Origin of the sequence: Haloferula luteola, assembly GCF_014201715.1 — a bacterium.
Lineage (GTDB): Bacteria > Verrucomicrobiota > Verrucomicrobiia > Verrucomicrobiales > Akkermansiaceae > Haloferula > Haloferula luteola.
Map to the genome: position 1 here is coordinate 1 of NZ_JACHFD010000021.1, position 26,105 is coordinate 26,105.

Sequence of the window (26,105 nt, forward strand, 5' to 3'; positions counted from 1 at the left end):
CGGAGGTGGTGAAGCTGACGGTTCGTGCAGGGGAGAATGTGTCGGAAACGGGCGTGGTGTTGGACCCCTTGGAAGCGAACGAAGGGACCTTCGAGCACGAGAGGCGGTATGATGTGGACCTACTGCCCGTGGACTTAGACATTGTCCATCCGGCCGCAGGCGAGCTGGATGAAGGGAAGGAAGATGTCGATGACGGAGGCTATGTATCGGTGCAGCGGCTTGAAGATCCCGCGATCCCAACAAGCGACGTAACGCCGAAAACCAAGCTACTGATTCATTCGGTCATGCCCGATGCTCCCGCAGATTGGAAGGTTAGGCTGAAGTTCGATGCAGGTGGTCGCTACAAAATCTACAAGGACGAGGCCAGGACCCAGGAAGTCACCAGTGAGTCGACGGAGTTCGCGGCGAACGCGGATACGACGCTTTGGTTCCATGGGCTCAAGAAGAGCGATGCTCGCGGAGGAGAATCCATTACCATGCAAATCAAGGCCGGTGGGAATTGGGTTGATGGTGACTCCGTGAAATGCACCATCGTTCAGTCCGAGTTCTTGTTCCAAGTAAAGGCTTTTATTCCCTACGCTTGGACGGAGGCAGAGGAAGAAATTCCAGGCCCGAACGCGTTGAATCCAATGAACGGGAAAGTCGCCAAGGGCGATTTGCATCCAGGATACGGCAGCCGTCCCGCCTCTCCTGGATTCCTCAATGCCTATTCAACTGATAGAGACGGTGCTTCCGATCCTGCCTATTTGCGCTTTCAAAACGCGCCATTTCGAGTGTGTCAAACCGTCATCGTGACCCCTTACGAGGAACTCCACGCCACGCCTGACATCCAAGGAAAGAGGAAGCTGTATACCGCCCCCCTGTCTGAACACTTCGAAAAAGCCACCTCGGTAAACGCCGCCGAAATGTCTCTGAAAATGGGCTTCATGTCGCTCAGTGGAGCTGCCTCATCCTCTGGAAAGCCGCCAGCAAATACACCGAGCTATGAACACATCGCGCGGAGTGGGCGAGTCTCAGAAATCACAATCGATGGGGGAGGCAAAGACGGTGCAATGCCATGGGGCACAACATGGGCCACCGCCGACATCCACTGGAGGCTTTACCTGAAAGTCTGGTGCGACACTGACCCGCTGAAACCAAAGGTCGAGTTTGGGGGCAAGCATGACAGCTATCCTGCATACGAGATCATCGTCATTCAATCTGATGGAAGCTACAAGGACATCCACCGAGTGTCTCCAGCTGCTGGAGCGATGCCCGGCCCTCATTCGCTTGATCCCGATCAAGCAATCAATGTTGGTAGAACAGACACGATCACCAAATGAAGTCGAAGTTTTACACGGTTGCCATGGCACTTTTTTCGCTCTCGTTCACCGCGCTCGGAGAACAGGACATTACCCGAATATGGGATGACCCCGATCCGCTCTTGAACGAAATCAGGTTACAGATAAACGATCAGGGCCGGAACTCGGAAGAAGACGCAGCACTCGCTGCGGATATCCAAACGCTTGCCTACGCGATCAATCAAGAAATCATCGCGGCAGAATCGCCTGACTGGGGCACTCCCAGCGCCGAACGCAAAGCGGTTATCCAGAAGTGGGCTGACATCTTGGCACCCGAAACGCAAAAGCTGGTAGACCTTGCTTTTGGTGAAGGATTTGGGAAAACGGACTCGTCCCGGCAGGCCCGTAGTTTATTGGATTTTGCGCCTTCCAGCGCGGCTTTCGCTGATCAATTACGAGATTACATCGATCAATCGCCATGGGTTGCGCTCGCGGCAGCGGATTTGCTGTATGAGCATCGGCTTTTGTCTGAAGAAGACAAGGGGATCCTGCGGGAATGGCGACCTGATGCGGAACATGGTTCAGACCTTAATCGATGGGCGCTGGGTGTGAGTTCAGTAGGAATGCTAGACGGACTTGATGTTGCGAAAAAGGCTCTTGCAATCCCACCTCAAGGGGAAACGCCCGAGGAGATCATTAGGCAATATGGAAATGGTCTTGAAATCGCGAACCTGCTTGGTCCAGATGCATCTGCCTTGCTTCGCAACATTGAGGCTCTTGTCGCTCACCCGAAAGTAATATCCTCAGGCTATCTGCAAAAGTTTGAATACGCTAGGCATGTTATCAATGGAAGAGAGCCGCGCCAAGGTCGGTATGCTGTAAATGGTTCAGGACCGCTTAGCCCCTGGTTGGCAAGCGAGAGCCTTGAGAAGCCAGAGTCAGGAGTGCCTGGCTCAAAGCCATCCCCAGAGTTGAAAAAACCATCCGAGCAGGAGCCAAGGCTGATCACTGAAACCGAGAAATCCTCCTCGCCAACGTGGTGGCCGTTGGTGGCAGTGGTGATCTTGGCGGTGCTGGGCTTGCTCTGGGTTTTGCTCAAAAAGCGGAAGTGACGCGGCATGTTTGGTTCAGGCGTCGGAGGGCTTGCGCAGAATCGGAGGCCACCTGGTCAACTTGCAACCGACCGCTCCGGCACCCCCGTGCTAGTCTAGAGCATTTTAACTAAACCCGTAACCACAATCGGCAAACCCATGGGCGGCGTCCTTTGCGGTAACACGGGACAGGGTTTCCCGATCTCCAGCAGCAGCTGGTCGTGGTCTCGGGCCTCAGCGCCACGGAGCAGGTTCTTCACTTTGCTCCACATCAACTCGATCGGATTGAGGTCGGGAGAATACGGCGGCAGGAAGCGCACCTCCACATCGCGGGCGGCGAGGATTTCAAGCGCGCGTGAATCCTTGTGTGCGTTGAGGTTGTCCCTCACCAGGATGTCGTCGGGTTTGAGGGACGGCAGCAGGACCTCCTTCACGTAGGCTCGAAATACCTCGGTGTTGGTAGTGCCTTCGATGGTCATGCAGGCGGTGCTGCCGTCGATACGCACCGCGCCGATCATCGTGGTGGTCCGCCAGCGGCCGCAAGGTGCGCTGGCGTGGAGCCGCCTGCCGCGCGCGCAGCGGCCGCGCAAATGGGTCATGTTCGTTTTTGCCGCCGATTCGTCGAGGAAGACGAGCCGCCCGGGTTTGAGACCGCCCTGCGCTCTTTTCCACCTGCGGCGGTCCCGAGCGACGTCCTCGCGGTCCTGTTCGGCAGCGCGGAGCGTCTCTTTTTATATGTCAGTCCCATGCCGGAGAGCGCGTAGTGGATTGCCTGCACGCTGCATTCCAGACCCGCCGCGGCGCGGATCTCCTCGAGTGTCAGATCCGGATTCTCGACGAGTAGCGCCTTCATCGTGCGGCGGTGCGAAGCCTCGATCTTCGGCTTGCGCCCGCTGCGGTGGTGCTGTGGCGCGATGTCTCCGGTATGGCGCCTTTGCTGGAGGAGCTTCTTGACCATTCCAAGCGAAACTTCGAAACGCCGGGCCACTTGGTCGCGTGTGACGTCCCCGCGGTCGTAGGCCTTGAGGATTCTTTCGCGCAGGTCGATCGAGAGCGTTGCCATATCTAGAGTGTATCAGAACGTATCTCACACGGCTACGGTATTAGTTAATATGCTCTAGAGGCGTTTGGCGCAGGAGAACGCGAAAGTGTGATTGAATCCCAGGATGATCCGCGTCTTGCAGAAGGCACTGAAACTGAGGACGAAGATGCTTCGCGGTATTTGTTTTGGGGTTTGCTCGTCATTGCTGGTCTCGGGTATTTGCATGGGCTTTTAAAGGTGAGACGGGGTTCCGACTAAGGTAGTAGAACGGGTCTGTTTGGTCGCAGTGCTCAGGGGTGATTCGGGTCCGTGTCGATCTCGTCGCGGCCGGAGAAAGTCCCCGACTTCGTCTCATAGGAGATCTTTGTCCGTCGGCCCTCGATCTCATTATTCCCTGTCCAGCCACTCAGGGGGGACGCTCCAACGGAGCCAAGGCGGTCGAGGACGGGCCCAAGCACGAGCGGGGAGATGAGGGCCATTGGCTCCCCCCACCCCTCCCATTCCACCTCACTTCGATGCGAAGCCCGTTCAGGGCTCTGGAGTGGCTGGCGTCGGCTGGTGGATGAGCCGCACTCGATCCTTCACGGCGACACCAACTTTTCGGGCTGCATGGCCACCTTGGATTTCGATTTCAACCCAGCCATTGGGAGAGAGATAAACGGCGCACTCTCCTTCTGCGACTTCACTGCGATCCCCGACGAGCCTGGCAGCGATGGATCGATCTCCCGCTTCGACCATGAGGGAGTCCCCCCGTGCGAGGTGAAGGGTGGTGAGGTCCGCGGCGACGAAGTCGGTGCCCAAGTTGCCCCAGGAGGGCGAGGATTTGCGAATCGTTCCTTCGAGGCCCCCCTTCACGGGTTGAGCGGTGCTGGCGCGGACGGGCGGTTCCAGGGTGCCGTCGCGATCTTTCTCGGGAGGCTGGCCGTCGATCCAGGCGTTCACTGCCTGAATGGCTTGGAAGCGTTCGGCTGCGGACGTGTTGCAATGGCCGTTTCTCTTGATTTCCCACAGGGCCGTGAAGTCATGGTTTGCGCGCTCACGATAGGCGCGAGGATGTTCCAGCTCGCTCTGGTTCGTGAGAAAGAGAATGGGCATTTTCGGGTCCCAGGTCAGTTTGGGATGGAATGCGTCGGTTTGCCCGTCGCCGAGATAGGCTCCGATGGCGACGACTCCATCGACTCCGTCGAGAGCGCCTTCCCCGATGAGGACGGCGATGAGGCCTCCCATGGAGCTTCCGGAAACGAGGCATCGGCGGATCTCTCCGTGTTGGCTGGCGATGTGTTCCTGGAGGGCATTGAGATCGTCGAGGGCATCGTCCACGATCCAGCCATTGCGACGGTAGCTGGTGATGGCGACCATCCATCCCTTTTTAAGTAGAGGAGCCACGAAGGCATCCTTCGTGTCCAAGTCGGCACTAAGGGCGGCGTCCTCCGGGCGGTAGCCGTGGGCAAGCAGCACGAGCTTTCCGGTCCACTCTGCGGGTTTGGCGATCGTGAAGAGGGCCCCATCGATGTCGCCTTTTTCGAGGGTTTGGCCCGGAAGGGAAGCGAGGCTGAGGAGAATGCTGAGGAGGAAGCCAAGGGTTCGCATTCCCGTCAGACTACCGGTCCGGATCGCGCAACGGGAGAAAAATGGAAAGCCGTCGAGAGTGGCGACTGGCAGACTTGATCGTCCTGGCCTCCCTCAAGGCAGGGTGGAGGTGCTGCCTCGAGGGAGAAAGGTGGCCGGAGAGAACCGGTGGAGCACGAGGGGTGAACCTCAGTGTTCGGGTGAGGCGGCTTTCAGTTCGAGGGTGGCCTGGGGAGAGGAGAGGTCGATGGTGTAGGCACCGTTTTCAAGGGGAAGCTCGGTGGTGGGGGAGTAGGCACCGACGCCGTCGAGCTGGGCGGGTTGTTCGATGCACAGCCGGGCTTTTGAGGTGGGCACGGTGCCGGGGGTGACGGTGAGTTTCACGATCCCGGTGGTGGGTTGGAATTCGACGGACTCGAAGGCTCCGGCATCGAGGGTGAGCCAGAGTCCAAGCGGCGCGAGGTAGACCCGCATGCGGAAGGAGTCCTTGGGCTGGAGGTGGACCCAGCCATCGGATTCGGAGAGGTTGCCGCCGAAGGCCTGCCAGCCGAATTCGGGGTGTTGGATGAGGTAGGTGGCTGTGTCGATGGCGTGCCCGAAGAAGGCGGGACCGTAGTCACCGGAGTAGGCGTCCCATTTCAGGGTATCCGGAAAGGAGTGGAAGGCGGCGGAGGCGAATCCCTCGCGGTCGATGTTGGAGAGGGGTGCCATGGTTCCGGCGTAGCCGACGCGAAGTAGGTAGAGGTCGTCCGGATGTTCGCGATATTCGGAGAGGACAGGGATGGCGTTGAGGGAGGAGCCGTAGTGGTGGATCTGGCGTTCGATGCGGCTAAGTTTCCCCCCGTAGAGGAAGTCCCAATAGCGGCGGGCATTGCCGTTGTAGCCCCAATGGGGAACGGTGGGCATGTAGGCGAGGATGGAGTTGAGCGAGACTTGGGCTTTCTCATCGTAGCCGAAATAGTCGCACCAGGCGTAGACTTCTTCCTGTCCGGTTGAATCCCAGGCCATTTCACTGCCGAAGGGGTATTGTTCGCCCTTCCAGCGATCGGCCCGTTCTTTCATGAGGGTTTCGATGCGCTCGGCTTTTTCGGTCCATCCTTCGCGTTGGAGGTCTTCGAGCACACGCAGGAAGACGGTGCCTTCCATGAGACCAAGTTCGACGTAGCCGACATGGCGGTGGCCCTCGGCGTTGCGGCCGAAGGCAAAGTCCATGGTGGCGAAAGCTTGGTTGAGGTACCAGGTCCAATCGTGGGTGGAGACGAGGTCGGGATGGTTGCGGGCGATGCGGTACATGGCCCAGTAGGCGGCGACGGTGTGGGGGTAGTTGTAGCCCCGGCCGACATCTTCGGAGTGCTTCTTGTCCCAGCTGGTCCAGGTGGTCCAATTGGTATCGGAATCGTAGGTAAATCCAGGAACGGCATCCGGTTGGTAGAAGAAGGCACTCTTGCGAACACCGTATTTCTGGGGTCCATCGCTGTTCTGGAGGGTTCCCCAGAGGACCTGATTGACGAAGGTTTCGAGCTTGGTGACTTCCTCGGGATCGGGTTGTCCCAGGATTTTCATCATGGCCGACAACCAGGCGCCTGCTCCGCCTTCGTCGCCGAGTCCGGCGATCCAGACGCGGGATTCCTGATCAAGTTGCCGATTGGCTTCACGGTCGTAGCTGATGACTGAGGGGCTTCGGTGGAAGGGATCGTTGGGATCGACGAACCACTGGTGAGTGGTGAGGAAGTTTCCGAGATCGCTGACGGCTTCGGCAGCGGGCTTGGTGACGAGGTAGTGAACGACCTGAGAGGATCCATCGCTGTAGGTGAGAGTAAGGCGGGAGCGTCCCCAGGATTTCCCATGGAGGGTAAAGGCTTTCCAGCCCTGCGCGGTGGGAGGGTCGCGATGGATGGTGAGGGCGTTCGCGGGATCGACCTGGATCGATTGGATGTCGAGAGGTGATTTCACGAAGAGCCGCGCATCAAGGTCCATGGGTAGGATGTAGCCGGGAATGCCGACGGCAACGGGGCGGTCATTCTGAATCAGAGTGTCTTCGATCCTTCGGGACTCGGGAGCGAGGAGGAACTTGAGACCATAAGTACGGGATTCACCGGGTTTGAGTTCTGCCGAGGAAGGAGGGTTCCATGGGCGGATGCCGTTCCATTTTTGCTCGGCCAAGGCGCGGGTGTGGACTTCCCAGGAGAGCATGCCTTCAAAGGTTTGAGCGCGAGGCATGGGTTCATCGAGAGGAACATAGGCCTCGAAAGGGGTGTCCTTTTCGGGAACGACGAGGAGCACCGGGCCTTCGCCACTGAGACGAGTCACCTGGAGGTATCCGGCGTCCTGGCTGATGCTGGGATCGGCGAAGGAACAGATGGCGTGGGCCTGTTCGAGGGAGCGCTCACTGATGATGTTGTTGAAGACCATCGGAATTCCCAGGGCTCCGATTTCGAGGGTTTCCTCGCCGGGGTTCTCGATCTGAAAGCGCAGGGTGAGGTGCTTGTTTTCGTCGAGGGACCAGGTCCGAGTGATTTTCACCGGACAATCTTCGGGCAAGGTGGCGGCGAGGTCGGCAGCGGCGAGGATGGCGTCGTTGGTAGGAAGTGCTTGGACGGGACGGCGATGAGCGGCGGTATCGAACGATTGCCAGTTTGGTTGACGGCCCACGCGAACTTGAAAGGTGAGGTCGCCGAGATGGTGGAAACCATCAGCAGAGCGGCGTTTCAACCAGTCCGCCGGGGTGAAGTCAAAGCCGCCGGCACCCTTGGGTTGGAGAGAGGCCAAGGTTTGGGAGCTCTCTAGGAAGGAAATCTCGAAGGCCGGGGTGGTCTTGGTGATGGCTCCGGACTCGGCCACGGAAGTGTCGTCGGCGATGGCAGCACGGGTGATGGAAATGGCGAAAAGGGTGGCCAGGGTGGGAGCAGAGATGCTTCGGAGTGACGGCAGCACAGTCATGATCGATTGGGGTGAGAGATGGTCGGGAAATGGGAAAGTGAGATGCGGAGGGAGGCGAAGTTTTGGCTTAGGAGAGGTCAGGCGCGAGGCGTCGGAGCTTCCGAGCAAACACGATCAGGAGCACGCCGGCGGCGACGGGGAAGATCGAGCATTGGAGGTAGAGCGCTGGCCAGTGGGCGACGGTGTCTTCGTGGAATTCTCCGGCGAGGAGGCCGGCGAGCAAGTTGCCAAGCGAGGTGGCGAGGAACCAGACGCCCATCATCTGGCCCACCAAGCGTCGAGGGGCGAGTTGGGTGACGGAGCTGAGGCCAACGGGGCTGAGGCAAAGTTCGCCGAAGGTGTGCAGCAGGAAGGTGGCGATGAGCCAGGTCGGCATGACTTGGCCATGGATGAGGAGTCGGGATGCGGCACCGCGCATGACGAGGAATCCCGCGGCGAGAAGCAGAAGGGCGATCCCAAACTTCACGGGAATTGAGGGGTTGAGCCGGTGCCGCGATAGGCCGATCCAAAGGGCGGCAAACAGCGGTGCGAAAGCGATGACCATGATGGGCCCGAGGGATTGGAACCAAGCGGCTGGAATGGGCTCATCGAGAAAGGAGAACTCGCGGAGGGTGAAACGCTCGGCGAAGAGGCTGAATGACGAGCCTGCCTGTTCGAAGCCGGCCCAGAACAGAGCGGAGCTGAGGAACAAGAGCAGGATCATGCCGATGCGTCCTTTTTCGGAACGATCCAAACCCGCGAAGAAGAAGAGGTAGGCGAAGTAGGCTGCAGCGATTCCCGTGATGAGGTAACTTGCGCTCTGGGCGATGGCGATCGGATCGGGCGTGACACGTCCGGTGAGGCCGAGGATCAGGATTGCCAGTGCAAGTCCGGTGAGGCCGATGGCACCGGTGCGCTCCAGGAGGTGGAGGGGTCCCGGGTGGCTGGGATGTTCGCCGGCGTCCTTGAGGTGGTGGCGGGTGAAGTGGAATTGGATCCACCCGAAGACCATGCCGACCCCAGCCGCTGCAAATCCCGCGTGCCAGCCCCAAACTGCCGCCAGCTTGCCGCAGGCAAGTGGCCCGAGAAAGGCTCCGAGATTGACCCCCATGTAGAAGAGGGTGAACCCCGCATCCCGCCGGGTACCTCCCTCAGGGTAGAGGTCGGCGACGAGGGTGCTCATGTTGGTTTTGAGAAATCCGCTACCGACGGCGACAAATACCAAGCCGAGGTAGAAGGCCTGGGTGGTGGGCACGGCGAGGGTGAAATGCCCCAAGGTGATGAGGAGGGCGGCATAGCTGACGGTTCGGCGAGCTCCGAGGAGCCGGTCGCCCAACCATCCACCTGGAAGCGACATGAGATAGACGACAGCCGTGTAGAGGCCGTAGATGGCGGTGGCGGTTTTGTCGTCGAGCCCCATCCCGCCGCTGCGAACGGCATCGACCATGAAGAGCACGAGCAATGCTCGCATGCCGTAGTAGCTGAACCGTTCCCACATTTCGGTGAAGAACAGGGTCATCAGCCCCCGGGGATGACGTTCGGATGAATTCATCGCGCGAGATCGTTCGCGGCCGGGGTCGGGTGAAAGCGCCAATCGACATGACCTTCGTAGGCCATGGTGGTGGCGACGAGTTGATGGAGGTCCGCATCGTAGTGAGCGAGGGACTCGCGAGATCGGATGGGATGGGGGGCATCGAGGGGGGCCGCAGTTTGGCCCGCGGCATCGAAGTAGGCGAGGACGCCAGTGGTCCAGTAGGCGATGGGGTCAGGCTGGGCTGCCGTTCCTTTCCAGCGACCAGCACGGAGGGCGGTCTGGTAGAGGTGGTCGAGCTGTTGGCGGAAATCGGTGTCGATCCGGCGAACTCGGAGTTCGTATTGTTGAACGTCCTGGCGTTGGTCCCAGCTGGGATCGATCGCACGCGTCGCCAGTTGGGTGACGATGGCTTTGGCAAAAACCGTGAGGATCTGGGAGTCGCCGGCGAGAGGGTCAGAGGGATCGGATAGGACGTTTTCTTCGGAGACCACGAAGGTTTTGGTGTCGTTGCGATAGTCCTGAACGCGGGCAAGAAGATCGATCTCCGGGTCGTGGAGATTGCGAAATTCGGGGAGGTCGGCGACGTTCTCTTGTTTTCCGAGGACGACGAGCTTGGCGCCGTCGCTGATGAAAGCCTTCAGGATGTCGTGGCGGTAGGCGAAGAGTTTCCGGATGGTGTCGTTGGCCTTTAGCAAAGCGGCTTCGCTGGCGCCGCGGCCGACGACGGGAAGTTCGCGGGCGTAGGTGAATTGGGTGTACCACGGATCGATGGCGAATTCCTGTGGTGGAGGCGTCACTTTCGGCAAAGCCTGGAGCCACGCGTAGCGCCAATCCTGGGAGGGCTGCAAACGAAGGGTTGTCCGGACGAGTTCGTACCCAGCTGGATCGTAGGCCCGAAGCTGTTCTCGGGTGCCGATGGGGCCATGGTTCCAATTGTTGACGCGGTTGCAGTCGAAGTAGGCTTGGACGATTTCGGCCCAGTATTCCGCCGAATTGGAGGCGGCGTAGGCATGCTGATAGAGGCCCTGATCGATGGCGGCGCGATAGGTTTGGCGGAGTTTCGAGCGCCATTCGGGATCGATACGGTTCAGGGTGCCGTCGATGGTGTGGGCAAATTCGTGAACGCCGATGCTCTCATCATCGTAGCGATCGATGGGAAGGCTGAGCAGGTTCTCTTCGCCGAAGCTGGTGGGGCGGCCGCCGGTGCCGCGGACTCGCTCGTTCAGGTAGTCAGGGTTGGGAGCATGGCGATTTTCGGGCATGTCGGTGTAGACCTGATCGCGCCCAATGATGATGAGGTACATCTGGGTTTCCACGAGGGCCTGAACCACATCGGGTCGGCCTGCCAGCATGTGGGAAACGATCTCGTGGGTGCGCAGGAGCGCACGGTCGTCCACTTCGGGGGAGGCGACGGCGGGCATGCCGTCGACATCGATGTATTTCCCATAGAACTCGCGAGCGGCGTCGCGATCTTTGGGATCGACGAGTTGGAAGAAGGATTCAGGTGGAGGACCGACGGAGGGCTCGGCGCCGCATGTCAGCGAGCCCAGGGCGATGATGAATGCGGTGCAAATCGATGGAAGCGAGGGCTCTTGCATGGAGATCCGAGGTGCGCGGTCACGAAGGGTGGGTGGCAGGAGTCGAGCCTGCGACGGGATCATGACTACCGGGCCTCTGGGATCTTGTCTCGGCCCCAATGGCTCCTGCGGGTTGTCATCATTTCATACAAGTTGCGAGGGAGCCGCGCAGGCCCGCGGATTGAGGGGGGAAATGGAGTTGGATAATTCTTGATGGGTAGATGCTAACATTCTAGTAGAGAGTATGTTAAAACGATTTTGGAGTGGTCTGTGGATTTTGTGTGGATGGAGCTCGCTGGCGGATGGGGCGACGGTTTTCTGGGTGGAGGGAAATCAGATACGAGGAAGCGACGCGGATGGCTCGAATGTGACGACGGTGCTGGCGGGGGCGGGATCGAGTTTGTCTGGCCTGCATTTGGAAGATCAGACCCTTTATTATTCCGATTTCGCAGCCAACACGCTTTCCAGCGTGGGAACCGATGGGACGGGCAAGGTGAGTTATGGGACGGGCTCGACGGGAACGGATCCCTCGGGAATTTTTCACTCTGGAGATCTGGTTTTCAGCGTCACCTACAACTCAACGGCTCTGTATGCCTATGATCTGAATGCCCTGACGTTAAGTACTTTGAGCACGAGTGTGGGAGGCCAGGGAATCGATGTGGAGTATGATCCCTTGAGCGATAAGATCTTCGTTTCCAGCCGATCGTCGGTGATTCAAGTTTACGATCGGAATGCTTCGAGTTTGAGCACCCTTTACAGTGGAGGATCCATGATCCAGGGGCTCTCCCTTTATCAAGGCCGCCTCTATTTTGGAGAGGGTTCGGGCAGCCTGAAGAGCATTGCCCTGGATGGCACCGACGAGACGTTGATTGCCACGGGTTTGGGAAATGTCTGGGGCCTCGATGTGGGAGCGGGTGGCATTTATTTCACGACCATCACGGAGATCAAACGGATGGATCTCGATGGAGGGAATCTCAGCTCGATCTATTCGGGGAGCAGTCTCTTCGACGTGGAGATCTCGGCGGTACCGGAGGCGGGATCCATTCTGTTTGGCGGATTGGGGATTTCGTTGCTGGTGCGCCGGCGGCGCGAGCGATGAAGAAGGGAATGAGGGCCGGGGGTGCGGGCATCCGAGGTGGGGGCTTCCCCTGCCTCCCCCATCGGGGTGAGGGCTTGGCTGACAGGGAGGTCGGAGGTTTCCTGTAGGAGGAGGAAGATGAGATTCTGTAAGGGACTGGGATTCCTCTGGGGCCTGCTCGGCGTGATTTGCGGAGCAGCCCATGCGGCGGAGTGGTATGTGGCACCGGACGGGGACGATGGCGCTTCGGGTGGATTGGAGGATCCCTTCGCGACCGTTCAGCGGGCGCAGAGAGAGGTTTCCCCGGGTGATACGGTGTTTCTCGGAGGAGGGAGGTATGCGATGACGGAGGATAAGGTGGCGAGGAAGCGCGGCATCTGGGCCTACGTGGTTCATCTCGACAAAAGTGGCGAAGCGGAGCGGCCGATTCGGTATCAAGCGATTGAGGGAGAACGTCCGGTCTTTGACTTTTCTGCGGTGAGGCCAGATGGCCTGCGGGTGCATGCGTTCGAAGTCAGTGGGTCCCATTTGGAATTGGTGGGACTCGAGGTGACGGGCGTGCAGGTGACGATGAAGGGTCACACGCAGTCGATCTGCTTTTCGAATACCGGAAGCCACAATCGTTTTGAGCGGCTCTCCATGCACGACGGAATGGGGATTGGATTCTACTTGTCGAGAGGTTCGAACAATCTGGTGCTGAACTGCGATGCCTGGAACAACTACGATCCAGTATCAGAGGGTGGCAAAGGGGGGAATGTCGATGGATTCGGTTGCCATCCGGATCGGGGTGACACGGGCAATGTCTTTCGCGGGTGTCGGGCTTGGTACAATTCGGACGACGGATTTGACTGCATTTCGGCCTGGGAAAGCATCCGCTTTGAAGGCTGCTGGGCTTTCCGCAATGGGATGTCAGAGGACGGAAAGAAGCTCGCGGATGGAAATGGATTCAAGGTCGGGGGCTTCGGCGTGGAGCCTCGCCCTCGATTGCCGAAAACCATCCCCCGGCATGAGGTGGAGCGGTGCCTGGCGGTGGAGAACAAGGCGAGTGGATTTTACGCGAATCATCACCCTGGTGGCAGCGACTGGATGCACAACAGTGCGTATGGGAATCGAAGCAACTTCAATTTCTTGGGCCGTGACATGAGGGCGGGGCGGGATGTTCCCGGCTTCGAGCATCGAATCCACGATAACCTGAGTTTTCGAGGGCGGGCGGAGTTGCAGAACCTCGACGTATCGAGGTGTGAGATGCGCGGAAATGTGTTCGGTGAGGGACTCTCCCCCATGGAGTTCATTTCGCTGGATCCACGGGATCTGGAGGGCCAGCGGTTGGCCGATGGAAGTTTGCCAGAGATCCCATTCCTCAGGCCCGTTGCGGGAAGCCCTTGGGTGAGAGGAAATGATACCGATGGAAGGGATACAGAAGGATCGGCCCCCGGAGCTTTCGTTCCCCGAAATCGTGAGTGATCGATGGAAGACGGCTATTCAGCGGGGGAGTAGTAGCGAGTGAGGGCGGTGGCGATTTGGGTGCGGGCTTCGGCACCCTGGATGACGCCGTTGTGCCGCCACAAGATCTCCCCTCCGGGTGCGATGAGCACCGTGTGAGGCAGCGGGCCTGGCCATTCGGGGTCGAGAGCGGCGACGAGTTCATCCTGTTGAGCCCCAGTGAAGCGGTAGTGATTGGTCGTGCGACCTTCTTTTTTGACGGAGGCTTCCACGTTGCGGGTGAGGCCTGCGCCTTGCTTCTGGAGGAATCGATGGGCGGCCTCATGCTGCTGAGGAGAGTCCATGCTCACGGTGATCAGTTCAAAGGGCCGCATGTCGTACTGCCGGGAAATATCGACCAGCGTGGGGAATTCCTCGACGCAGGGCGCACACCATGTGGCCCACACATTGACCAGGCGGTATTTGTCCGTGGGATTTGCACGAAGTGCGGCCACGCCTTCGGCGTCGATGGGGTCCAAGGTGACCGGCAATTTTTTCCAAGCATCCGCGATGGCGATTTTTTCCGCCTTCTTTTCCCGCCACTTCGTCGAGCAACCGTGAGGACGGGTGAGTGGGACGGTGACTGGGCGACCGGCCAGAAGATCTTCGATGGCCTGGCGTGCATCAGGGCTACGGACGGTTGATTCCTCGAAGAAACGGGAGTCGTCAAAGCGTCCTGCGTACTGCAGGTGCCGTTGACGGTCGAAGATGAAGACATGAGGCGTGCAGAGGCAGCCATAGGCGCGGGCAGTGGATTGGGTTTCTCCATCGTAGAGATAGGGAAAGTCCCAACCATTCAGCTCGGCGTAGGGTTTCATGTCTTCGAATGAGTCGTTGAATTCGCCGAAGCCCAGTTCATCGAGGCGGATGCCATCGGGGTGGTTGGGCATGATGGCGACGAGCCCCAGGCCGCGGTCGCGGTAATCATTGCGGAGCTTTTGCAAGCGCTGCTCGATGGAGTGAGAAGTCGGGCAATGATTGGAGGTGAAGAGAACCATCAGGAGTTCAAACTCCGCAAAATCGCTCATCGACCAGGTGCGACCGTCGATGCCAGGGAGTTTGAAATCAGGAGCGGCGTCGCCGATCGCGAGGGTCTTGAAGCCTGCGGGATTGCCATGCTCATCGAGTAGCGGAGGCTCGGCAGCATGGACGAGTGAAGAGGCGACAAGAAGCAGGCAGGCAGCGAGAGTTTTCATCACAGATACGAGGCCAAGGGTGGCGACTATTGGACAATGAGGAACGTCTGGGTCAAGTCGGCAAGTCCTTCCTGGTCTCAGGCGAGGCTCTCACCACACCCAATCGGGGTCTTCCCGGTTGCTTTTGGGTTTGGGGGAAGGCAGGGTTTTGCCACCGTCGTCGATCCCGTCGACGCCGAGGGAATAGAGGAGATAGGAGTCGTGGGTTCTCTGATAGCGGAATGGTTGGCCGGTCGCCGGGTCGAGTTGCGTGTCATCGGCCCAGTCATCCAGCGACTCGGGGTAGCTTCCGGTTCGGGAGCGGATGGCTTCCAGGCGGAGGGCGACGCGTGCTTGCTGTTGGACGACGGCTTCGTGAAGGAGGACTGAGCTGCACATATGGAGGACTTCATTAAGGCTGCTGTTTCCGAGCAGTCCTGGGCGTTTCGGAGGAGTCATCGATCGGAGGTAATCGGCCAAGTGGCTCCAACTCTCCTCCCCCACCAGCCACGACTGAAACTGGGTGACGTCGCGAAGTGCGGTTGCACCGAGTTGATCGTAGTAGCCACTGGGAATGGCGGGAAGGAGCCATGCTGGGGGTGTGGGGTTGAACCAGTCCTTTCGGAAATCGGAATCCGATTTCGCAAGATCGACGACTTGAAGGAAGGCGATCAATTCGATCTGAATGGAGGGCAAAAGAAGTTCGCTGGCGCTGGAGTTCCACGCGTGCGCGGAAAAGTCAGCGGCCGCAGCCTCGTCCCATGCTCCCGCTTCGAGAATTCTCTTTAAGTTCATCGCGGCCTCCCTGGTGGCGAACGCTCCGACGAGGTGAAACACCATGGTTTCACTGGAATGATCATATTCTGCGATCCGGGCCTGCAGTTGAAGGCTCTCCCAGGCCAGATCCGGACGCCCAGCTTCGAGTGCGAGCGAGCAACGGAACGAAAGTCCCAACAAGACCTTCCTTAAGAGCAAATTGGCGCCACTGCTGAGGCTGTAGAGGAATTGATTTGATGGCAGTCCTCTCAGGTTGGAATAGGAGACATCGGGCCGTGAAAGTCCTGAGCGAAGGGCGGAAAGAATCTCCTCATGGGACGCTTCGTAAGCATTGAGCATTTCCTGGAAGCTTCCGTGGAGCCCGGAAGCTTCGGCGATTGCTCGCAAGTGATCGGTGTCGCTCATCGCGCGGTGCCGAGGGACATCTTCCGGTTTGAGGGATTCGAAGCGCTGGATCAAATCCCCTGTTCTGTCTTCGGAGGGAACGGCCATGGCATCTCGCAGTTCGACAAAGATGGGGAGCATCGCAAAATTTTCCTCATCGGGTGGAAGGGGTGGCAGGAGGCTCGCTAGGTCGAACTGCCCCCCGCTTTCCAGATAGGCTTGTCTGGCCTGTTGGCGGTTCCGGGCTGTCCAGTGGTTGAAGCCGGCCCAGATCAAGGCGATCAGGGAAAGAGCGACGACCAGAATGCGAATGACCCAGCGAGGGGAAGGGAAGATGGGCTTCATGGAAAGAAGGGTTCAGGAGATGTGATGTTGAGCAGCCATTCGCGGTCGAACCGTTGGGCTGGGAGGACGAGTCCAGACGGTGCCATCAGATCGGGAGCGGGTTCGCTGGGAGTGGTGAGGATGAGAGCCACGGTGGCAGACCACGAGAAGCCGAGAGCCAGCCAGCCCGACTTGGAAAACACCAGGGCGGGAAGGACCGGTGGAAGGACGGCTTGCTTCATCTCTGCGGGTAGACCTCTAGGCACCCACTCGGCCAATTGACGTTCGAAAGAATCTTTCATCTCAAAGTTCCTCATACAGGGGACGCAAGTGGTGCCGCAGTTTGTCTATCGCATATCGATACCGGCTGGCGGCGGTATGGGGGGAAATCTCGCAAATCGTGGCGATCTCCTCGAAAGTACGTTCCTCCCAAAGTTTCAGCACCGTGACGATGCGTTGTTCTTCAGGAAGCGCCATCAGGGCGACCTCCAGGCGCTCACGGAAGGCCTCGCGGTCTGGATCTTCGCTGCGCTCAAAGATGGGGTCGCGGCGGTGACGCTCGGCGTGTTCGCGACGGACTTTTTCGCGCCGGGAAAGGTCGATGGCAGCGCGACGGACCATTTGCAGCAGATAGGCGCGCTCGGTTTCAGGAGAGGTCCATCGGCCTCTGCCTTTGGCCAACTTCGCAAAGATCTCCTGCAAGACATCTTGCACGCTGGGTTCGTGGCGCAAGAGGACCATCCCAAGCCTGAAGAGTGCTGGGGCGTGCTCGTCGTAGAGTCTTTCCAGTTCTCGGCGTTTCAACGGGGATGGCCTCCTTGCTTCACATTTTCACGACGCATCGGCCGCTGATTTTTGTCTAGCTGTCCGTCCAGAAAGTCATCCAGGTCCGAAGGTCGATCTTTTGAGAGACGATGGATGGCGCTCAATGCCTGCTGGAAGCCGTGCGGTCTTGGTCGAAGAACTGAAAAGTTCGACGAATGACTTCCTGGTTCGAAAGGATCGAAACGTGGCCTTCATCGTAGCCTCGAACTTCGACGGCGTCTGCGACCGCTTGCGGGTGCGTTTCGCTTGCGACGCTGACAGTACCGTCGTTTTCAGCAGGGAGGACCAGCGACGACTGGGAGCGATGCCCGTAAAGGAGCAGGTGGGGAGTTTTGCCAGAGATCGATTCGGAGAAAATCCTCTGTTGGAAGGTGCTGTTGGGCACCAGATCATACCATGAAGGGATGACGGAAGGTGCCCTGCGGACGCCGGACCGTGCAAACTCTTGCCCGCCCCATGGCGTGGAGATGCTGACGAAGCGATGCACATAGGAGTGCCCGTCGCGACGGTTCTTGAGGAGGAAATCCCGGGAAACGAGGCCGCCCATGCTATGGGCGACCACGTGCATTTTCCGAAATCCGTAGGCCTCGTGGAGCAGTTGGATGGCGGAATTGAGGGTGGAGCCCATGACATCGAGTTTGGCTCCTGTGGGGTAGTGGAAGAACCAAGCCTGGTAGCGGGAACGATCAAGGTGATCGAGAAAGGGCCGCCAGTCCTGAAGGGAGCCGGCAGCACCATAGACAAAAAGGATAGGAATACGGTGAACGTCGTAATTTTCCAGGAAGAAGATTCCAACTCCTGATTCGATGGGGTAGCTTGCGGGTTCCCAGTAGCCCCGGGATCCACGATCGCTGCTGAAGCGCGGTTCTTCGACTCGGGCAAGAGTTCCGAGTTCGACGGGGATGTTCCATCCCGTCACGATGTCTCGAGGGGCGCGGTCGGCTTTGAAGACATGGGCCGCTGCGACCAGGCTTTCGGGAAAGCGAGTCGCCGTTGAGAGCTGGCCTTGGACCATGGCTCCATGGGTGAAGGGGTCAATGAGAACGGGTGCTGGTTTTCCTGACCCATCCGTATGGATCCATGCCGGTTCGCCCGGATCGTAGCTCTCATTGTCGTTCTGATCGGCGAATGCCATGAGGTATTGCTCGGTGTTGCGTTTGACAAAGAATCCAAAGACGCCGCCGGTGCCGACTTTGGCCCCGTCTACGGCGTGAACTTTCTGGGTGGTCGAGTCATAGCCGAGTGCGAGTCCATAGACGGTGGTATCGTCAGGCATCGGACTCAGACGGGCCATGACGGTGTCCGTTCGATCGATGAATCGGAGATCACGGCTCAATCGACGAAAGTTGGCACAGCCGACCAAGCAACCGGCGAGGAAGATCAACACGAGTCCGGGGCGCAAGCTTGGGGTGGGCATGTTGCCCCATGTGTTACCGGAAAATCTGGCTCTAGGAAAGGTCCGAGAAGGTCCCGAGCTTTTGATTCTTAGGGATCGTAACGGACAGCAAAGCGACCGAATTCACCCGGAAGCCCGACATGAAGAAGATAATGGAATTCGACTCGTTCGTATTGGGCATTGAGTGGAAAGGTGACTTCAGTGACACCCGTGGTGACGGGCTGGAATTGGAGATCTGTGGCATACTCCATTTCGTAGCGGAAGAGGCCACTGCCGATGCGTCGGATGGATTTGGCAACCAGGCGGTGACTGTTTCCGGCCGCTTCGATGGTCAGAGTCGGAACTCCCGACGTGGCGGTTACGATATCCGAAACCCTCTGGAAGTCGGAGATAGAGGGGTTCATGTTGAAAGCCATTTCTTCGAAATTGGGAACCCCGTCGTGGTCAGGATCGGCATCGGGGAGGGTGTCGTTGCCGCTCAAGCCGAAAGAGGCGGCATAGCTTTCGACCGTCGTGGTATCGACCTGACTCCAGAGAATGTGGTCTCCAAGGAAACTGGCGGCGAAGATGTCCACGCTGCCGTTGGCGTCAAAATCGGCAGCAACCACATCCCGTGTATATTGGGGGCGGATGCTGAGGTCGGCACGCGTGAAGGTACCGTGACCATCGTTGATCCAGAGCGTGTCGGCGGCTTCGGTGAGTGAGCCCTGCGCCAACCAAATGTCGAGGTCGGTGTCGCCATCGGCGTCGTAGGCTACGGCACTGCGGCCATAGTTTCCGGTGAAGACCTGCGGAGACGCGGAGAAGCTACCCCGACCATCGTTGATCCAGAGGATGCTGGGGGCATTGCCATTGACCTGAAGGAGATCGAGATCGAGATCCCCGTCGAAGTCGCCGAGTTGGAGGTCATAGGTCTCTCCCGAGCCAAGCGCCTGGCCGGTGGAGGTGAAACTGTTCGAGCCGCTATTGAGCCAAATGGTTGTGCCCTGATCGTAGTTGCCGACGATGAAATCGGGATGGGTGTCTCCATTCAAATCTCCGAAAGTGAGAGCATAGGTGGAACCGGTCCCCAGGGCGTCGATGATGGAGAAGCGTCCGCTCCCGTGGTTTCGATAGATTTTGTTCTGCCCGGGAGTGGCGAAGTAGTTGAGGTTTCCCACCACGGCATCGAGGTCCCCATCGTCGTCGAGATCGATGACGGCGACAGCACCACCACTGTCCGAGCCGATCTCCTGAGCGGCGGCGGTAAAATGTCCGGCACCGTCATTGAGCCAGAGTCGATCGGGCGACGCGCTGGAGTTGATGACGAGGAGATCGAGAAAGGTGTCGCCATTGAAATCCCCGACGCCGAGGGCGTTGTTGATGGGGTTGTTGTCGTGGGGCAACGTGCCGATTTCGGTGAACTGTCCCCGACCGTCATTGGCGAGGAGTTGCACGGTGCCTTCGATCGTTCCCACCGCGACATCGAGATCACCATCGCCATCGAAATCAAAGGTCGCCACGCAATTGCCCTCGCTTCCCCCAAGTCGCTGGCCGGAGTCGGCAATGGGTCCTCCTTCGCTCACGGGGATCCGCATCCAAACTTCACTGGGGAAGCCGTTGACGGTGAGGAAAAAATCGTTGTCGCCGTCGCCATCGAGGTCGGCTGTGTCCACATCGAAGGCGTTCTGGGTGCCGAGGGTGACGGCCAGCAAGCTGAAGGTTCCGGATCCATTGTTGCGCCAAACCTGGTTGGCTTCCGCGGTGGTATTACCGACAACGGCGTCGAGATCTCCATCCGTGTCGACATCGGTCAACACCGTGGAATAGGAATACTGTCCGCCGAGGCTCTGGCCTGAATCGGAGAAATGTCCGGCACCGTCATTGAACCAAACTTCATTGGCGTTATCGCTCGAATGGCCATTGGAGATGAAGGCATCCGGATGGGTGTCACCATTGAGGTCGGCAAAGTCGATGTCGAAGCTGCTCTTGCTCCCCAGTGAGGTCCCCGCAAGTGTGAAGACCCCCGTTCCATCATTCATCCAGAGGGTGTTGGCGCCATTGTTCGCGAGCGCGAGATCAAGATGGGTATCATGGTTCACGTCGATGAGGGCACAACCTTGGGTGTATTGCATCCCGAGAATCTGGCCACTGTTGGAGAAGAGGCCATGGCCATCGTTGAGCCAGACTTCACAGGGTTGGTTGGAGTCATTTGCAGGCACTACGGCGTCGAGATCTCCGTCGTGATCGAGGTCGCCGAGGGCCAAAGTCCGCCGGGAGTAAAATCCGCCAATCGTTTGGCCACTGTCGGTGAAGTTGCCTGCACCATCGTTGAGCCAGACGGCGCAAGGGGAAAAGTGGCGGGCGAAGAAGAGGTCGAGATCGCCATCACCGTCGAGGTCTCCGAGGGCGATGTCGCCAGCGGAAGGAAGGGTCGCGGCAGTGGGGCTTAGGTGGAAATTCCCGGTTCCATCGTTGACCAGCACATGTCCCTCACTGGTGAACTGAGCCATGCAGGCGTCGATGTCTCCATCGTCATCAATGTCCCCGAGGGCGTTGGCAAAGGCGGATGTCCCTTTGATGGGCTGCTCCCATGTGATCTGGAGATCCGCATGAACAAGAGGGCTTGAGAGGAGAAGACAAGGGGTAAGGATCGAGGGGTTCATGGGAAGGTTTTCCCGGGGAGGGACGGGGTGAGGTGCCGGGGTCAGTATGGAAGCTAGGTACCGAAAAGAGTTTGCCAAGCTTCGAGGCCCATTCTGAGATGTAAGATGGTGACGAAGGAGATCTCGTAAAAAAGTGATGACCTAACTCGCTGACCGACTGGGATCGATGGCGTGCATTCCATTTCAGACTCGCGAAGATGAGGAAAGATCGAGACATTCCACGCTCGATTTCCATGAAAACCTGCGTTCTCATCCTCTCAGTATCGGGGCTTGCCCTTTCCTCGCTCCAGGCGGCGACGGTGGCGGTCGAGGCATTTGACAATGCGACGGTGCAACCCGGTGGCCCTCGTTCGGGCAGCAGCGGCGATGCCTTTTTCAACGTTGAAGGAAGCGCCAACGGCTCCTTTGCGAGTTATGGGGTGGCGGATTTTGCTCCCGGGCCCTTGGGCACGGTGACCGACATCACTTCGATGACGCTCAGCCTTTCTCAATCGAATGCTGGCTTCACCACGGATGGCGGTTTGAATCTTTATCTCGATACGAGCGTGTCGCTTTCGAGCATCGAGCCCGGGAGTTCTCCTCTTGCCTATGATGGCAGCGATCCGGGGACCGCTACCGATGTCAGTGACGGAGACTTGACCCTGATTTCGTTAGGGACGGTGACCTTTACGGAGACGGCCTCGGGCGATGTGGATGTCTTCAATTTGACCTTATCTCCTACGGCCGAGGCTGAGATTCTCGCTCGATTGAATGCCAGCGAAACGATTCGGGTGGTGATCGGCACTGGCGATAGCACCGTAGCGGCGACGTATGCAGGGTTTTCGAACTCCAGTTTCGCGGGTCCGACGCTGACGATTGAATACGTGCCGGAGCCGTCCAGCGGGTTGTTGGTCATGGGAGGGCTTTCCGGACTTGGACTCCTTCGAAGAAGAATGCGGGATGGTAGCCCGCGAGTGTCCAGCTTGGATGCGGTGTAGTGGTTTCAATCGCCATCGGGTTTGGCGAGGTCGGTCAGCGGGCTAGGTGGATAGTGAAAGTCGGCCGGGAGGAGTGGATGGGCCGGGTCGATGGGCTCGATGCCGTGGCGGAAATGTTGGGCTAATTCGGGGAGCTCGTTCTGGATGCCGTGGGCCATGCACCCGGCCAGCAGATAGCTTCCGTAGTCATTGTGGTGAGTGCCGTCCTGAAAAGCGGCTTCAAGCTGGCTACCCAGTGCCTGGTAGAGGGTGCGGCTCATGGCATGAAGGTCGATGAGAGGAGCGCCGGTGGTTTCGGAGACCTGTCGAACGGCATCGGGGTAGCGTCCCAGGGTGTCGGCCTTGACGCCGGACTTTCGCTCCATGGAGGTCACCAGCACTGGATGGGCTCCATGGGCACGAAAGCGGGTGACGGCTTGGGTGAGTTGGGTGGTGTAGCGATCCAGTGCATCCGGGCTGCGGTCCTTCATGTCGTTGTGGCCAAATTGGAGAAAGACATAGTCGCCGGGTTTGAGGAAGTGTTCGACTTGTCGGAAGCGTCCGGCCGCGAGGGAGCTGCGGATGGTTTCACCGGACTCTGCGTGGTTGGCGACGGCGACGGATTCGTCGAAGAATACGGGCAGCATTTGTCCCCAGGAGTTCCAAGGTTCATAGGGTTGGTCGGTGACGGTGGAATCTCCTAGGAGGAAAATCGTCTGAGCTTCGGGGGCTTTCCGAATCTCCAGGGAATCGATGGCGGGAGCTTGACCGTTGAACTCCAGGGTTAGCTTGGAGTCCCAATGCAGGTAGGGTTTTTCTCGGTCCTTGAGGCGGACTTGATCGCCGGGTTCGATTTCGGGAGTGCGAACATTGACGACAAATGACCGGGTTTTTGATTCGCCAGCGGGCACCTTGATAGCATCGAGCATCAGTCGACGGGACTCTGCTTTGATGGTGGTGTCGGAGGCGAAATGGGGTGCGCCGAGTTGGACGCTGACGAGGTAGTTGCCCGGTGGAGCGAGGATTGAGAAATAGAAACCTCCGGTTCCGGTGACCACGGTGCCTTGGTCGTGAGGCGAGCCGACCAAGTCGTAGCCGTAGCCTCTGGCAGAATGGTAGCGTTCTGAGGCGGTGACCAACAGGAAGCCATCGGTTGGTTCGGCTGTGCCGAAGTCCAATTGCCAAGTGTCCATCGCCCCGGAAAGCGAGGCGAGACTGATGAGACAGGCAGGGAGCAGGGTTTTCACTCTGGCATCCTGAGGGGAGGATTTCCGATTTGGCGATCCCCCGAATGGAGGGTCTTGCTCAGAATAGATCGAGTTGTTGCTTTTCTTCGGGATCCCGAAAGCGAACTCCAACCCCCAGCAAGCGGACGGGGCGATTTTGACCGCGCTTCCAGGCTTCGGCGAGGAGCTCTTTGAGGAGATGGGCATCCAATTCCGCATGCGCTTTCTCGGCCGTGGTTCGAGTAAAGTCGGAGAACTTCATCTTGATGACGAGGGAGCGGATGAGGCGGTTGGAGTGTTTTCGCTCAAGGTCCTCGCGGACCTCTTCGATCATGGCGAGGAGCATGGGCTCGAGGGCGGGCAGCGTCTGGATGTTTTCCGGAAAGGTATGCTCGCAGGAGACCGACTTGCGGATGCTTTCGGTGCGCACCTCCCGGGTGTCCTCGCCACGGGAAAGGTCATGGAGTTCCAAGCCCCAGGAACCGAAGCGTTGGGCCAATTCCAACTTGTCGAGACGCTGCAGGTCGCCGCAGGTGTGAATGCCCATGGCGTTCAGCTTGCCCCGCATTTTCGGCCCAATCCCCCACAATCGGCCGACCGGAAGTTGTGCCATGAATTCGGCGACCTCGTCGCGAGTGACTTCATGCTGACCATCGGGTTTGTTCCAATCCGAGGCGATCTTAGCGATGAGTTTGTTGGGTGCGATGCCAGCCGATGCGGTGAGCCCGGTTTCTTCGCGAATCTGGGCTCGCAGTTCGCGGGCAATGGCCGCCCCGGATGAGCGAAGATGGGAAACGTCGAGGTAGGCTTCATCTAGGGAGAGAGGTTCGATTTTCTCTGTGAAGCGGCCGAAGATGGCGCGGATGCGTGCGGATTCGGACCGATAGAGATCGAAGCGCACTGGCACCAGGATGAGGTGGGGGCACAACTCCTTCGCCTTGAAGACGGGCATGGCACTGCGGCAGCCGTACTTTCGTGCCTCATAGTTGGCAGTGGTGAGCACTCCTCGTCGCGAGCTGCCTCCCACACCAACGGGCTTGCCGCGAAGTGCGGGATTTTCGCGCTCTTCGATGGCAGCGTAGAAACAGTCCATGTCGATGTGGAGGATCTTGCGCATCGTTTCCGGCCTTCCGCGGGGACGATGATCCGGCACGGCAGCGGCGGGGCGCAAGACGATCCCGGCAGAACGAAAAACTTGCGCGATGGAGGCTCTGGCGGATGGTGGCGCGTTCATGAAAGCTGCGCTCGTCCTTGCCTCCTGCCTTACCCTAGCATCACCCCTTTTCGCTGAGGCGTTTCCGGCGCTGGATGCCCGGTTGTCGAACTACGAGTATCCTTTTGAGGTGAAGATCCGCACCTTCGAAGCACAGGGACAAGACCTGGAAATGGCCTACATGGATGAGACTCCGGAAAAGCCGAATGGGCACACCGTGCTGCTTCTCCATGGGAAGAACTTCTCGGGAGCGTATTGGGAAAAGACTGCGCGCTTGCTGATGAAGGAAGGTTTCCGGGTGATCATGCCGGACCAAATCGGCTTTGGAAAATCGAGCAAGCCATTGGAATTTCAATATTCTTTCCAGGCATTGGCGACCCAAACCCACGATTTGCTCAAGGATCTGGGAGTGGACCGTGTCGATGTTGTCGGACACTCCATGGGAGGAATGGTGGCGGCGCGCTTCGCGCTGATGTTCCCGGCGGTGTGCGAGAAACTGGTGTTGGTCAATCCTATTGGATTGGAGGATTGGAAGCGGATGGTCCCCTATCAACCGATCGACGACGCTGTGGCAGCAGAGATGAAGAAGGATGATGAGGCGGTGCGGAATTACATGAGCAAGGCCTACTTCGATGGGAAATGGGAGTCTTCCTGGGATCCGCTGCTGGCGATTCAAGCGGGGTGGACGAAAGGCCCGGCGAAGGAACTCATGGCCAAGATCTCGGCAATCACCTCTGACATGGTGTTTACCCAGCCAGTGATTGACGAGTTTCCGGATATCAAGGTGCCGACTTTGTTGGTGATTGGTGAGCGTGACCGCACAGCGATCGGCAAAAACCGGGCCGATGCGAAAACCGCTGCTAAAATGGGACAATATCAGCGGCTTGGTCAGAAGGCCGCCAATGCGATTCCGGGCTCGACCTACGTGGCCCTTCCAGGCATCGGCCACGTGCCCCAAGTCGAGGCATTTCAGGAATATGCTAAGGCCTTGGTGGGCTTCTTGAAAAAGTAAAGCCCCCCCCTTGGGAATGCCTTACTCCTGAGCTTCTTCGATCAATTCGGCGGCCAGTTCCCTTACGTTTTCATCGCGATCCTGACGACCGAGTTGGAGAAGCGGTAGGCAGACGGGATTTTGGTAGGCCGCCGACATCAGGACGGCTTCACGGACGGTAGCATCCGAATCGAGCCGCATCACAGATTCGAGAAAGTCGACTTGGTCCTGGGTCCATTCTTCATCATCGAGATGGGCGAGGATCTCGATCCTCATGGCCGCATCGACTTCTCTTCGATAGTAGCTTTTCACCACTGCCAGGGAGCTCACGTTGGTGACCTGTTCGAGATGTTTCTGAACGGCAGCGGCGCGTTCTCGAGGAGGTAGCCGTTCCCAATTTGGACTCGCCTCTTCGGGTTGATCGGGAGTGCGTGTCCTCGACTTCAGGGAATTCTCTGATGGTGGTGGGAAGCTCTCGGATGGGAAAGTTTTTGGAGCCTTGGAGGTGTCTGGCGCACGATCCAACTGAATTGGATCGTGCGCTGGATGGATCCCAAGGGCCAGAAGGCCTGCGATGGCCAAAAGCAGACCTGCTCCAACAACGCTCAAGGGCACTTTCAT

At 58.7% G+C, this 26,105-nt stretch carries 20 protein-coding genes and 2 pseudogenes; 6 read left to right on the forward strand and 16 right to left on the reverse strand.

Annotated elements, in window-relative coordinates; genetic code table 11:
• Both HNR46_RS16435 and HNR46_RS16440 read left to right on the forward strand, forming a co-directional pair.
• On the forward strand, positions 1 to 1,322 hold a 1,322-nt coding region (locus HNR46_RS16435), incomplete at its 5' end, for a hypothetical protein (RefSeq protein WP_184020739.1).
• Positions 1,319 to 2,392 carry a hypothetical protein gene (locus HNR46_RS16440; protein ID WP_184020741.1) on the forward strand — a complete coding sequence of 358 codons (1,074 nt, stop codon included), beginning with the start codon at positions 1,319 to 1,321 and terminating at the stop codon, positions 2,390 to 2,392. The genes HNR46_RS16435 and HNR46_RS16440, both read left to right, overlap by 4 nt.
• Before the next feature lie 95 nt (positions 2,393 to 2,487).
• Here the strand turns inward: HNR46_RS16440 and HNR46_RS16445 are convergent.
• From HNR46_RS16445 to HNR46_RS16470, 6 genes and pseudogenes are all read right to left on the reverse strand, one after another.
• Positions 2,488 to 3,030 (reverse strand): annotated as a pseudogene (locus HNR46_RS16445) (IS630 family transposase); the annotation flags it as partial.
• Positions 2,967 to 3,434: an IS630 transposase-related protein gene (locus tag HNR46_RS16450; protein ID WP_184020745.1), complete on the reverse strand. Its 468-nt coding sequence runs from the start codon at positions 3,432 to 3,434 to the stop codon at positions 2,967 to 2,969. The pseudogene HNR46_RS16445 and the gene HNR46_RS16450, both read right to left, overlap by 64 nt.
• A gap of 507 nt (positions 3,435 to 3,941) precedes the next feature.
• The gene (locus HNR46_RS16455; RefSeq protein ID WP_184020747.1) at positions 3,942 to 5,003 is read right to left on the reverse strand and encodes an SAM hydroxide adenosyltransferase; all 1,062 of its coding nucleotides are present in this window, start codon (positions 5,001 to 5,003) and stop codon (positions 3,942 to 3,944) included.
• Positions 5,004 to 5,171: 168 nt separating this feature from the next.
• Positions 5,172 to 7,922: a DUF5695 domain-containing protein gene (locus tag HNR46_RS16460; RefSeq protein ID WP_184020749.1), complete on the reverse strand. Its 2,751-nt coding sequence runs from the start codon at positions 7,920 to 7,922 to the stop codon at positions 5,172 to 5,174.
• Between the two features lie 67 nt (positions 7,923 to 7,989).
• Positions 7,990 to 9,453, reverse strand: a complete 1,464-nt coding sequence (locus HNR46_RS16465) for a peptide MFS transporter (RefSeq protein WP_184020751.1) — start codon at positions 9,451 to 9,453, stop codon at positions 7,990 to 7,992.
• Positions 9,450 to 11,033, reverse strand: a complete 1,584-nt coding sequence (locus HNR46_RS16470; protein WP_184020753.1) for a hypothetical protein — start codon at positions 11,031 to 11,033, stop codon at positions 9,450 to 9,452. Before HNR46_RS16470 ends, HNR46_RS16465 begins: the two co-directional genes overlap by 4 nt.
• A gap of 223 nt (positions 11,034 to 11,256) precedes the next feature.
• Here HNR46_RS16470 and HNR46_RS16475 point away from each other — a divergent pair, with 223 nt between their 5' ends.
• A complete protein-coding gene (locus HNR46_RS16475; RefSeq protein ID WP_184020755.1) occupies positions 11,257 to 12,111 on the forward strand; it encodes a YncE family protein in 855 nt (284 codons plus the stop codon).
• 117 nt (positions 12,112 to 12,228) lie between these two features.
• Positions 12,229 to 13,554, forward strand: a complete 1,326-nt coding sequence (locus HNR46_RS16480; RefSeq protein WP_184020757.1) for a right-handed parallel beta-helix repeat-containing protein — start codon at positions 12,229 to 12,231, stop codon at positions 13,552 to 13,554.
• 14 nt (positions 13,555 to 13,568) lie between these two features.
• Here HNR46_RS16480 and HNR46_RS16485 read toward each other — a convergent pair whose 3' ends face one another.
• The 7 genes and pseudogenes from HNR46_RS16485 to HNR46_RS16510 all read right to left on the reverse strand — a co-directional run.
• Positions 13,569 to 14,768 (reverse strand): redoxin domain-containing protein, encoded by a 1,200-nt coding sequence (locus HNR46_RS16485; RefSeq protein ID WP_184020759.1) that lies wholly within the window; start codon positions 14,766 to 14,768, stop codon positions 13,569 to 13,571.
• Between the two features lie 90 nt (positions 14,769 to 14,858).
• Positions 14,859 to 16,253: a hypothetical protein gene (locus tag HNR46_RS16490; RefSeq protein WP_184020761.1), complete on the reverse strand. Its 1,395-nt coding sequence runs from the start codon at positions 16,251 to 16,253 to the stop codon at positions 14,859 to 14,861.
• Positions 16,250 to 16,534 carry a hypothetical protein gene (locus tag HNR46_RS16495; protein WP_184020763.1) on the reverse strand — a complete coding sequence of 95 codons (285 nt, stop codon included), beginning with the start codon at positions 16,532 to 16,534 and terminating at the stop codon, positions 16,250 to 16,252. Before HNR46_RS16495 ends, HNR46_RS16490 begins: the two co-directional genes overlap by 4 nt.
• A 1-nt stretch (position 16,535) precedes the next feature.
• The gene (locus HNR46_RS16500; RefSeq protein ID WP_221285230.1) at positions 16,536 to 17,036 is read right to left on the reverse strand and encodes an RNA polymerase sigma factor; all 501 of its coding nucleotides are present in this window, start codon (positions 17,034 to 17,036) and stop codon (positions 16,536 to 16,538) included.
• Between the two features lie 121 nt (positions 17,037 to 17,157).
• Positions 17,158 to 18,474, reverse strand: coding sequence for an alpha/beta fold hydrolase (locus tag HNR46_RS16505; protein WP_184020765.1), 1,317 nt, complete (start codon positions 18,472 to 18,474; stop codon positions 17,158 to 17,160).
• A 31-nt stretch (positions 18,475 to 18,505) separates the two neighbouring features.
• Positions 18,506 to 18,697 carry a hypothetical protein gene (locus tag HNR46_RS21555; protein WP_425491703.1) on the reverse strand — a complete coding sequence of 64 codons (192 nt, stop codon included), beginning with the start codon at positions 18,695 to 18,697 and terminating at the stop codon, positions 18,506 to 18,508.
• A 484-nt stretch (positions 18,698 to 19,181) separates the two neighbouring features.
• Positions 19,182 to 21,098, reverse strand: a pseudogene (locus HNR46_RS16510) (FG-GAP repeat domain-containing protein); the annotation flags it as partial.
• Between the two features lie 233 nt (positions 21,099 to 21,331).
• On the opposite strand from HNR46_RS16510, the gene HNR46_RS16515 reads away from it, so the two are divergent.
• A complete protein-coding gene (locus tag HNR46_RS16515; protein ID WP_184020769.1) occupies positions 21,332 to 22,075 on the forward strand; it encodes a PEP-CTERM sorting domain-containing protein in 744 nt (247 codons plus the stop codon).
• A 5-nt stretch (positions 22,076 to 22,080) separates the two neighbouring features.
• Here HNR46_RS16515 and HNR46_RS16520 read toward each other — a convergent pair whose 3' ends face one another.
• Positions 22,081 to 23,301: a GDSL-type esterase/lipase family protein gene (locus HNR46_RS16520; protein WP_184020771.1), complete on the reverse strand. Its 1,221-nt coding sequence runs from the start codon at positions 23,299 to 23,301 to the stop codon at positions 22,081 to 22,083.
• Positions 23,302 to 23,359: 58 nt separating this feature from the next.
• The gene (gene dinB / locus HNR46_RS16525) at positions 23,360 to 24,514 is read right to left on the reverse strand and encodes a DNA polymerase IV (RefSeq protein ID WP_221285231.1); all 1,155 of its coding nucleotides are present in this window, start codon (positions 24,512 to 24,514) and stop codon (positions 23,360 to 23,362) included.
• Here dinB and HNR46_RS16530 point away from each other — a divergent pair.
• Positions 24,513 to 25,505 carry an alpha/beta fold hydrolase gene (locus HNR46_RS16530; RefSeq protein WP_184020773.1) on the forward strand — a complete coding sequence of 331 codons (993 nt, stop codon included), beginning with the start codon at positions 24,513 to 24,515 and terminating at the stop codon, positions 25,503 to 25,505. The two genes, dinB and HNR46_RS16530, sit on opposite strands and share 2 nt — an antisense overlap.
• Before the next feature lie 21 nt (positions 25,506 to 25,526).
• On the opposite strand, the gene HNR46_RS20685 is transcribed toward HNR46_RS16530, so the two are convergent.
• On the reverse strand, positions 25,527 to 26,105 hold the full coding sequence (locus tag HNR46_RS20685; protein ID WP_221285232.1) for a hypothetical protein: 579 nt from the start codon (positions 26,103 to 26,105) through the stop codon (positions 25,527 to 25,529).

What these genes read in the sequence shown, in the direction of transcription:
- HNR46_RS16460 (WP_184020749.1), bottom strand. Translation starts at nt 7,922, where the DNA reads ATGACTGTGCTGCCGTCACTCCGAAGCATCTCTGCTCCCACCCTGGCC.
- dinB (WP_221285231.1), bottom strand. Translation starts at nt 24,514, where the DNA reads ATGAACGCGCCACCATCCGCCAGAGCCTCCATCGCGCAAGTTTTTCGT.
- HNR46_RS20685 (WP_221285232.1), bottom strand. Translation starts at nt 26,105, where the DNA reads ATGAAAGTGCCCTTGAGCGTTGTTGGAGCAGGTCTGCTTTTGGCCATC.
- HNR46_RS16475 (WP_184020755.1), top strand. Translation starts at nt 11,257, where the DNA reads ATGTTAAAACGATTTTGGAGTGGTCTGTGGATTTTGTGTGGATGGAGC.
- HNR46_RS16485 (WP_184020759.1), bottom strand. Translation starts at nt 14,768, where the DNA reads ATGAAAACTCTCGCTGCCTGCCTGCTTCTTGTCGCCTCTTCACTCGTC.
- HNR46_RS16470 (WP_184020753.1), bottom strand. Translation starts at nt 11,033, where the DNA reads ATGCAAGAGCCCTCGCTTCCATCGATTTGCACCGCATTCATCATCGCC.
- HNR46_RS16490 (WP_184020761.1), bottom strand. Translation starts at nt 16,253, where the DNA reads ATGAAGCCCATCTTCCCTTCCCCTCGCTGGGTCATTCGCATTCTGGTC.
- HNR46_RS16495 (WP_184020763.1), bottom strand. Translation starts at nt 16,534, where the DNA reads ATGAAAGATTCTTTCGAACGTCAATTGGCCGAGTGGGTGCCTAGAGGT.
- HNR46_RS16505 (WP_184020765.1), bottom strand. Translation starts at nt 18,474, where the DNA reads ATGCCCACCCCAAGCTTGCGCCCCGGACTCGTGTTGATCTTCCTCGCC.
- HNR46_RS21555 (WP_425491703.1), bottom strand. Translation starts at nt 18,697, where the DNA reads ATGCCACAGATCTCCAATTCCAGCCCGTCACCACGGGTGTCACTGAAG.
- HNR46_RS16455 (WP_184020747.1), bottom strand. Translation starts at nt 5,003, where the DNA reads ATGCGAACCCTTGGCTTCCTCCTCAGCATTCTCCTCAGCCTCGCTTCC.
- HNR46_RS16450 (WP_184020745.1), bottom strand. Translation starts at nt 3,434, where the DNA reads ATGGCAACGCTCTCGATCGACCTGCGCGAAAGAATCCTCAAGGCCTAC.
- HNR46_RS16530 (WP_184020773.1), top strand. Translation starts at nt 24,513, where the DNA reads ATGAAAGCTGCGCTCGTCCTTGCCTCCTGCCTTACCCTAGCATCACCC.
- HNR46_RS16440 (WP_184020741.1), top strand. Translation starts at nt 1,319, where the DNA reads ATGAAGTCGAAGTTTTACACGGTTGCCATGGCACTTTTTTCGCTCTCG.
- HNR46_RS16515 (WP_184020769.1), top strand. Translation starts at nt 21,332, where the DNA reads ATGAAAACCTGCGTTCTCATCCTCTCAGTATCGGGGCTTGCCCTTTCC.
- HNR46_RS16465 (WP_184020751.1), bottom strand. Translation starts at nt 9,453, where the DNA reads ATGAATTCATCCGAACGTCATCCCCGGGGGCTGATGACCCTGTTCTTC.
- HNR46_RS16480 (WP_184020757.1), top strand. Translation starts at nt 12,229, where the DNA reads ATGAGATTCTGTAAGGGACTGGGATTCCTCTGGGGCCTGCTCGGCGTG.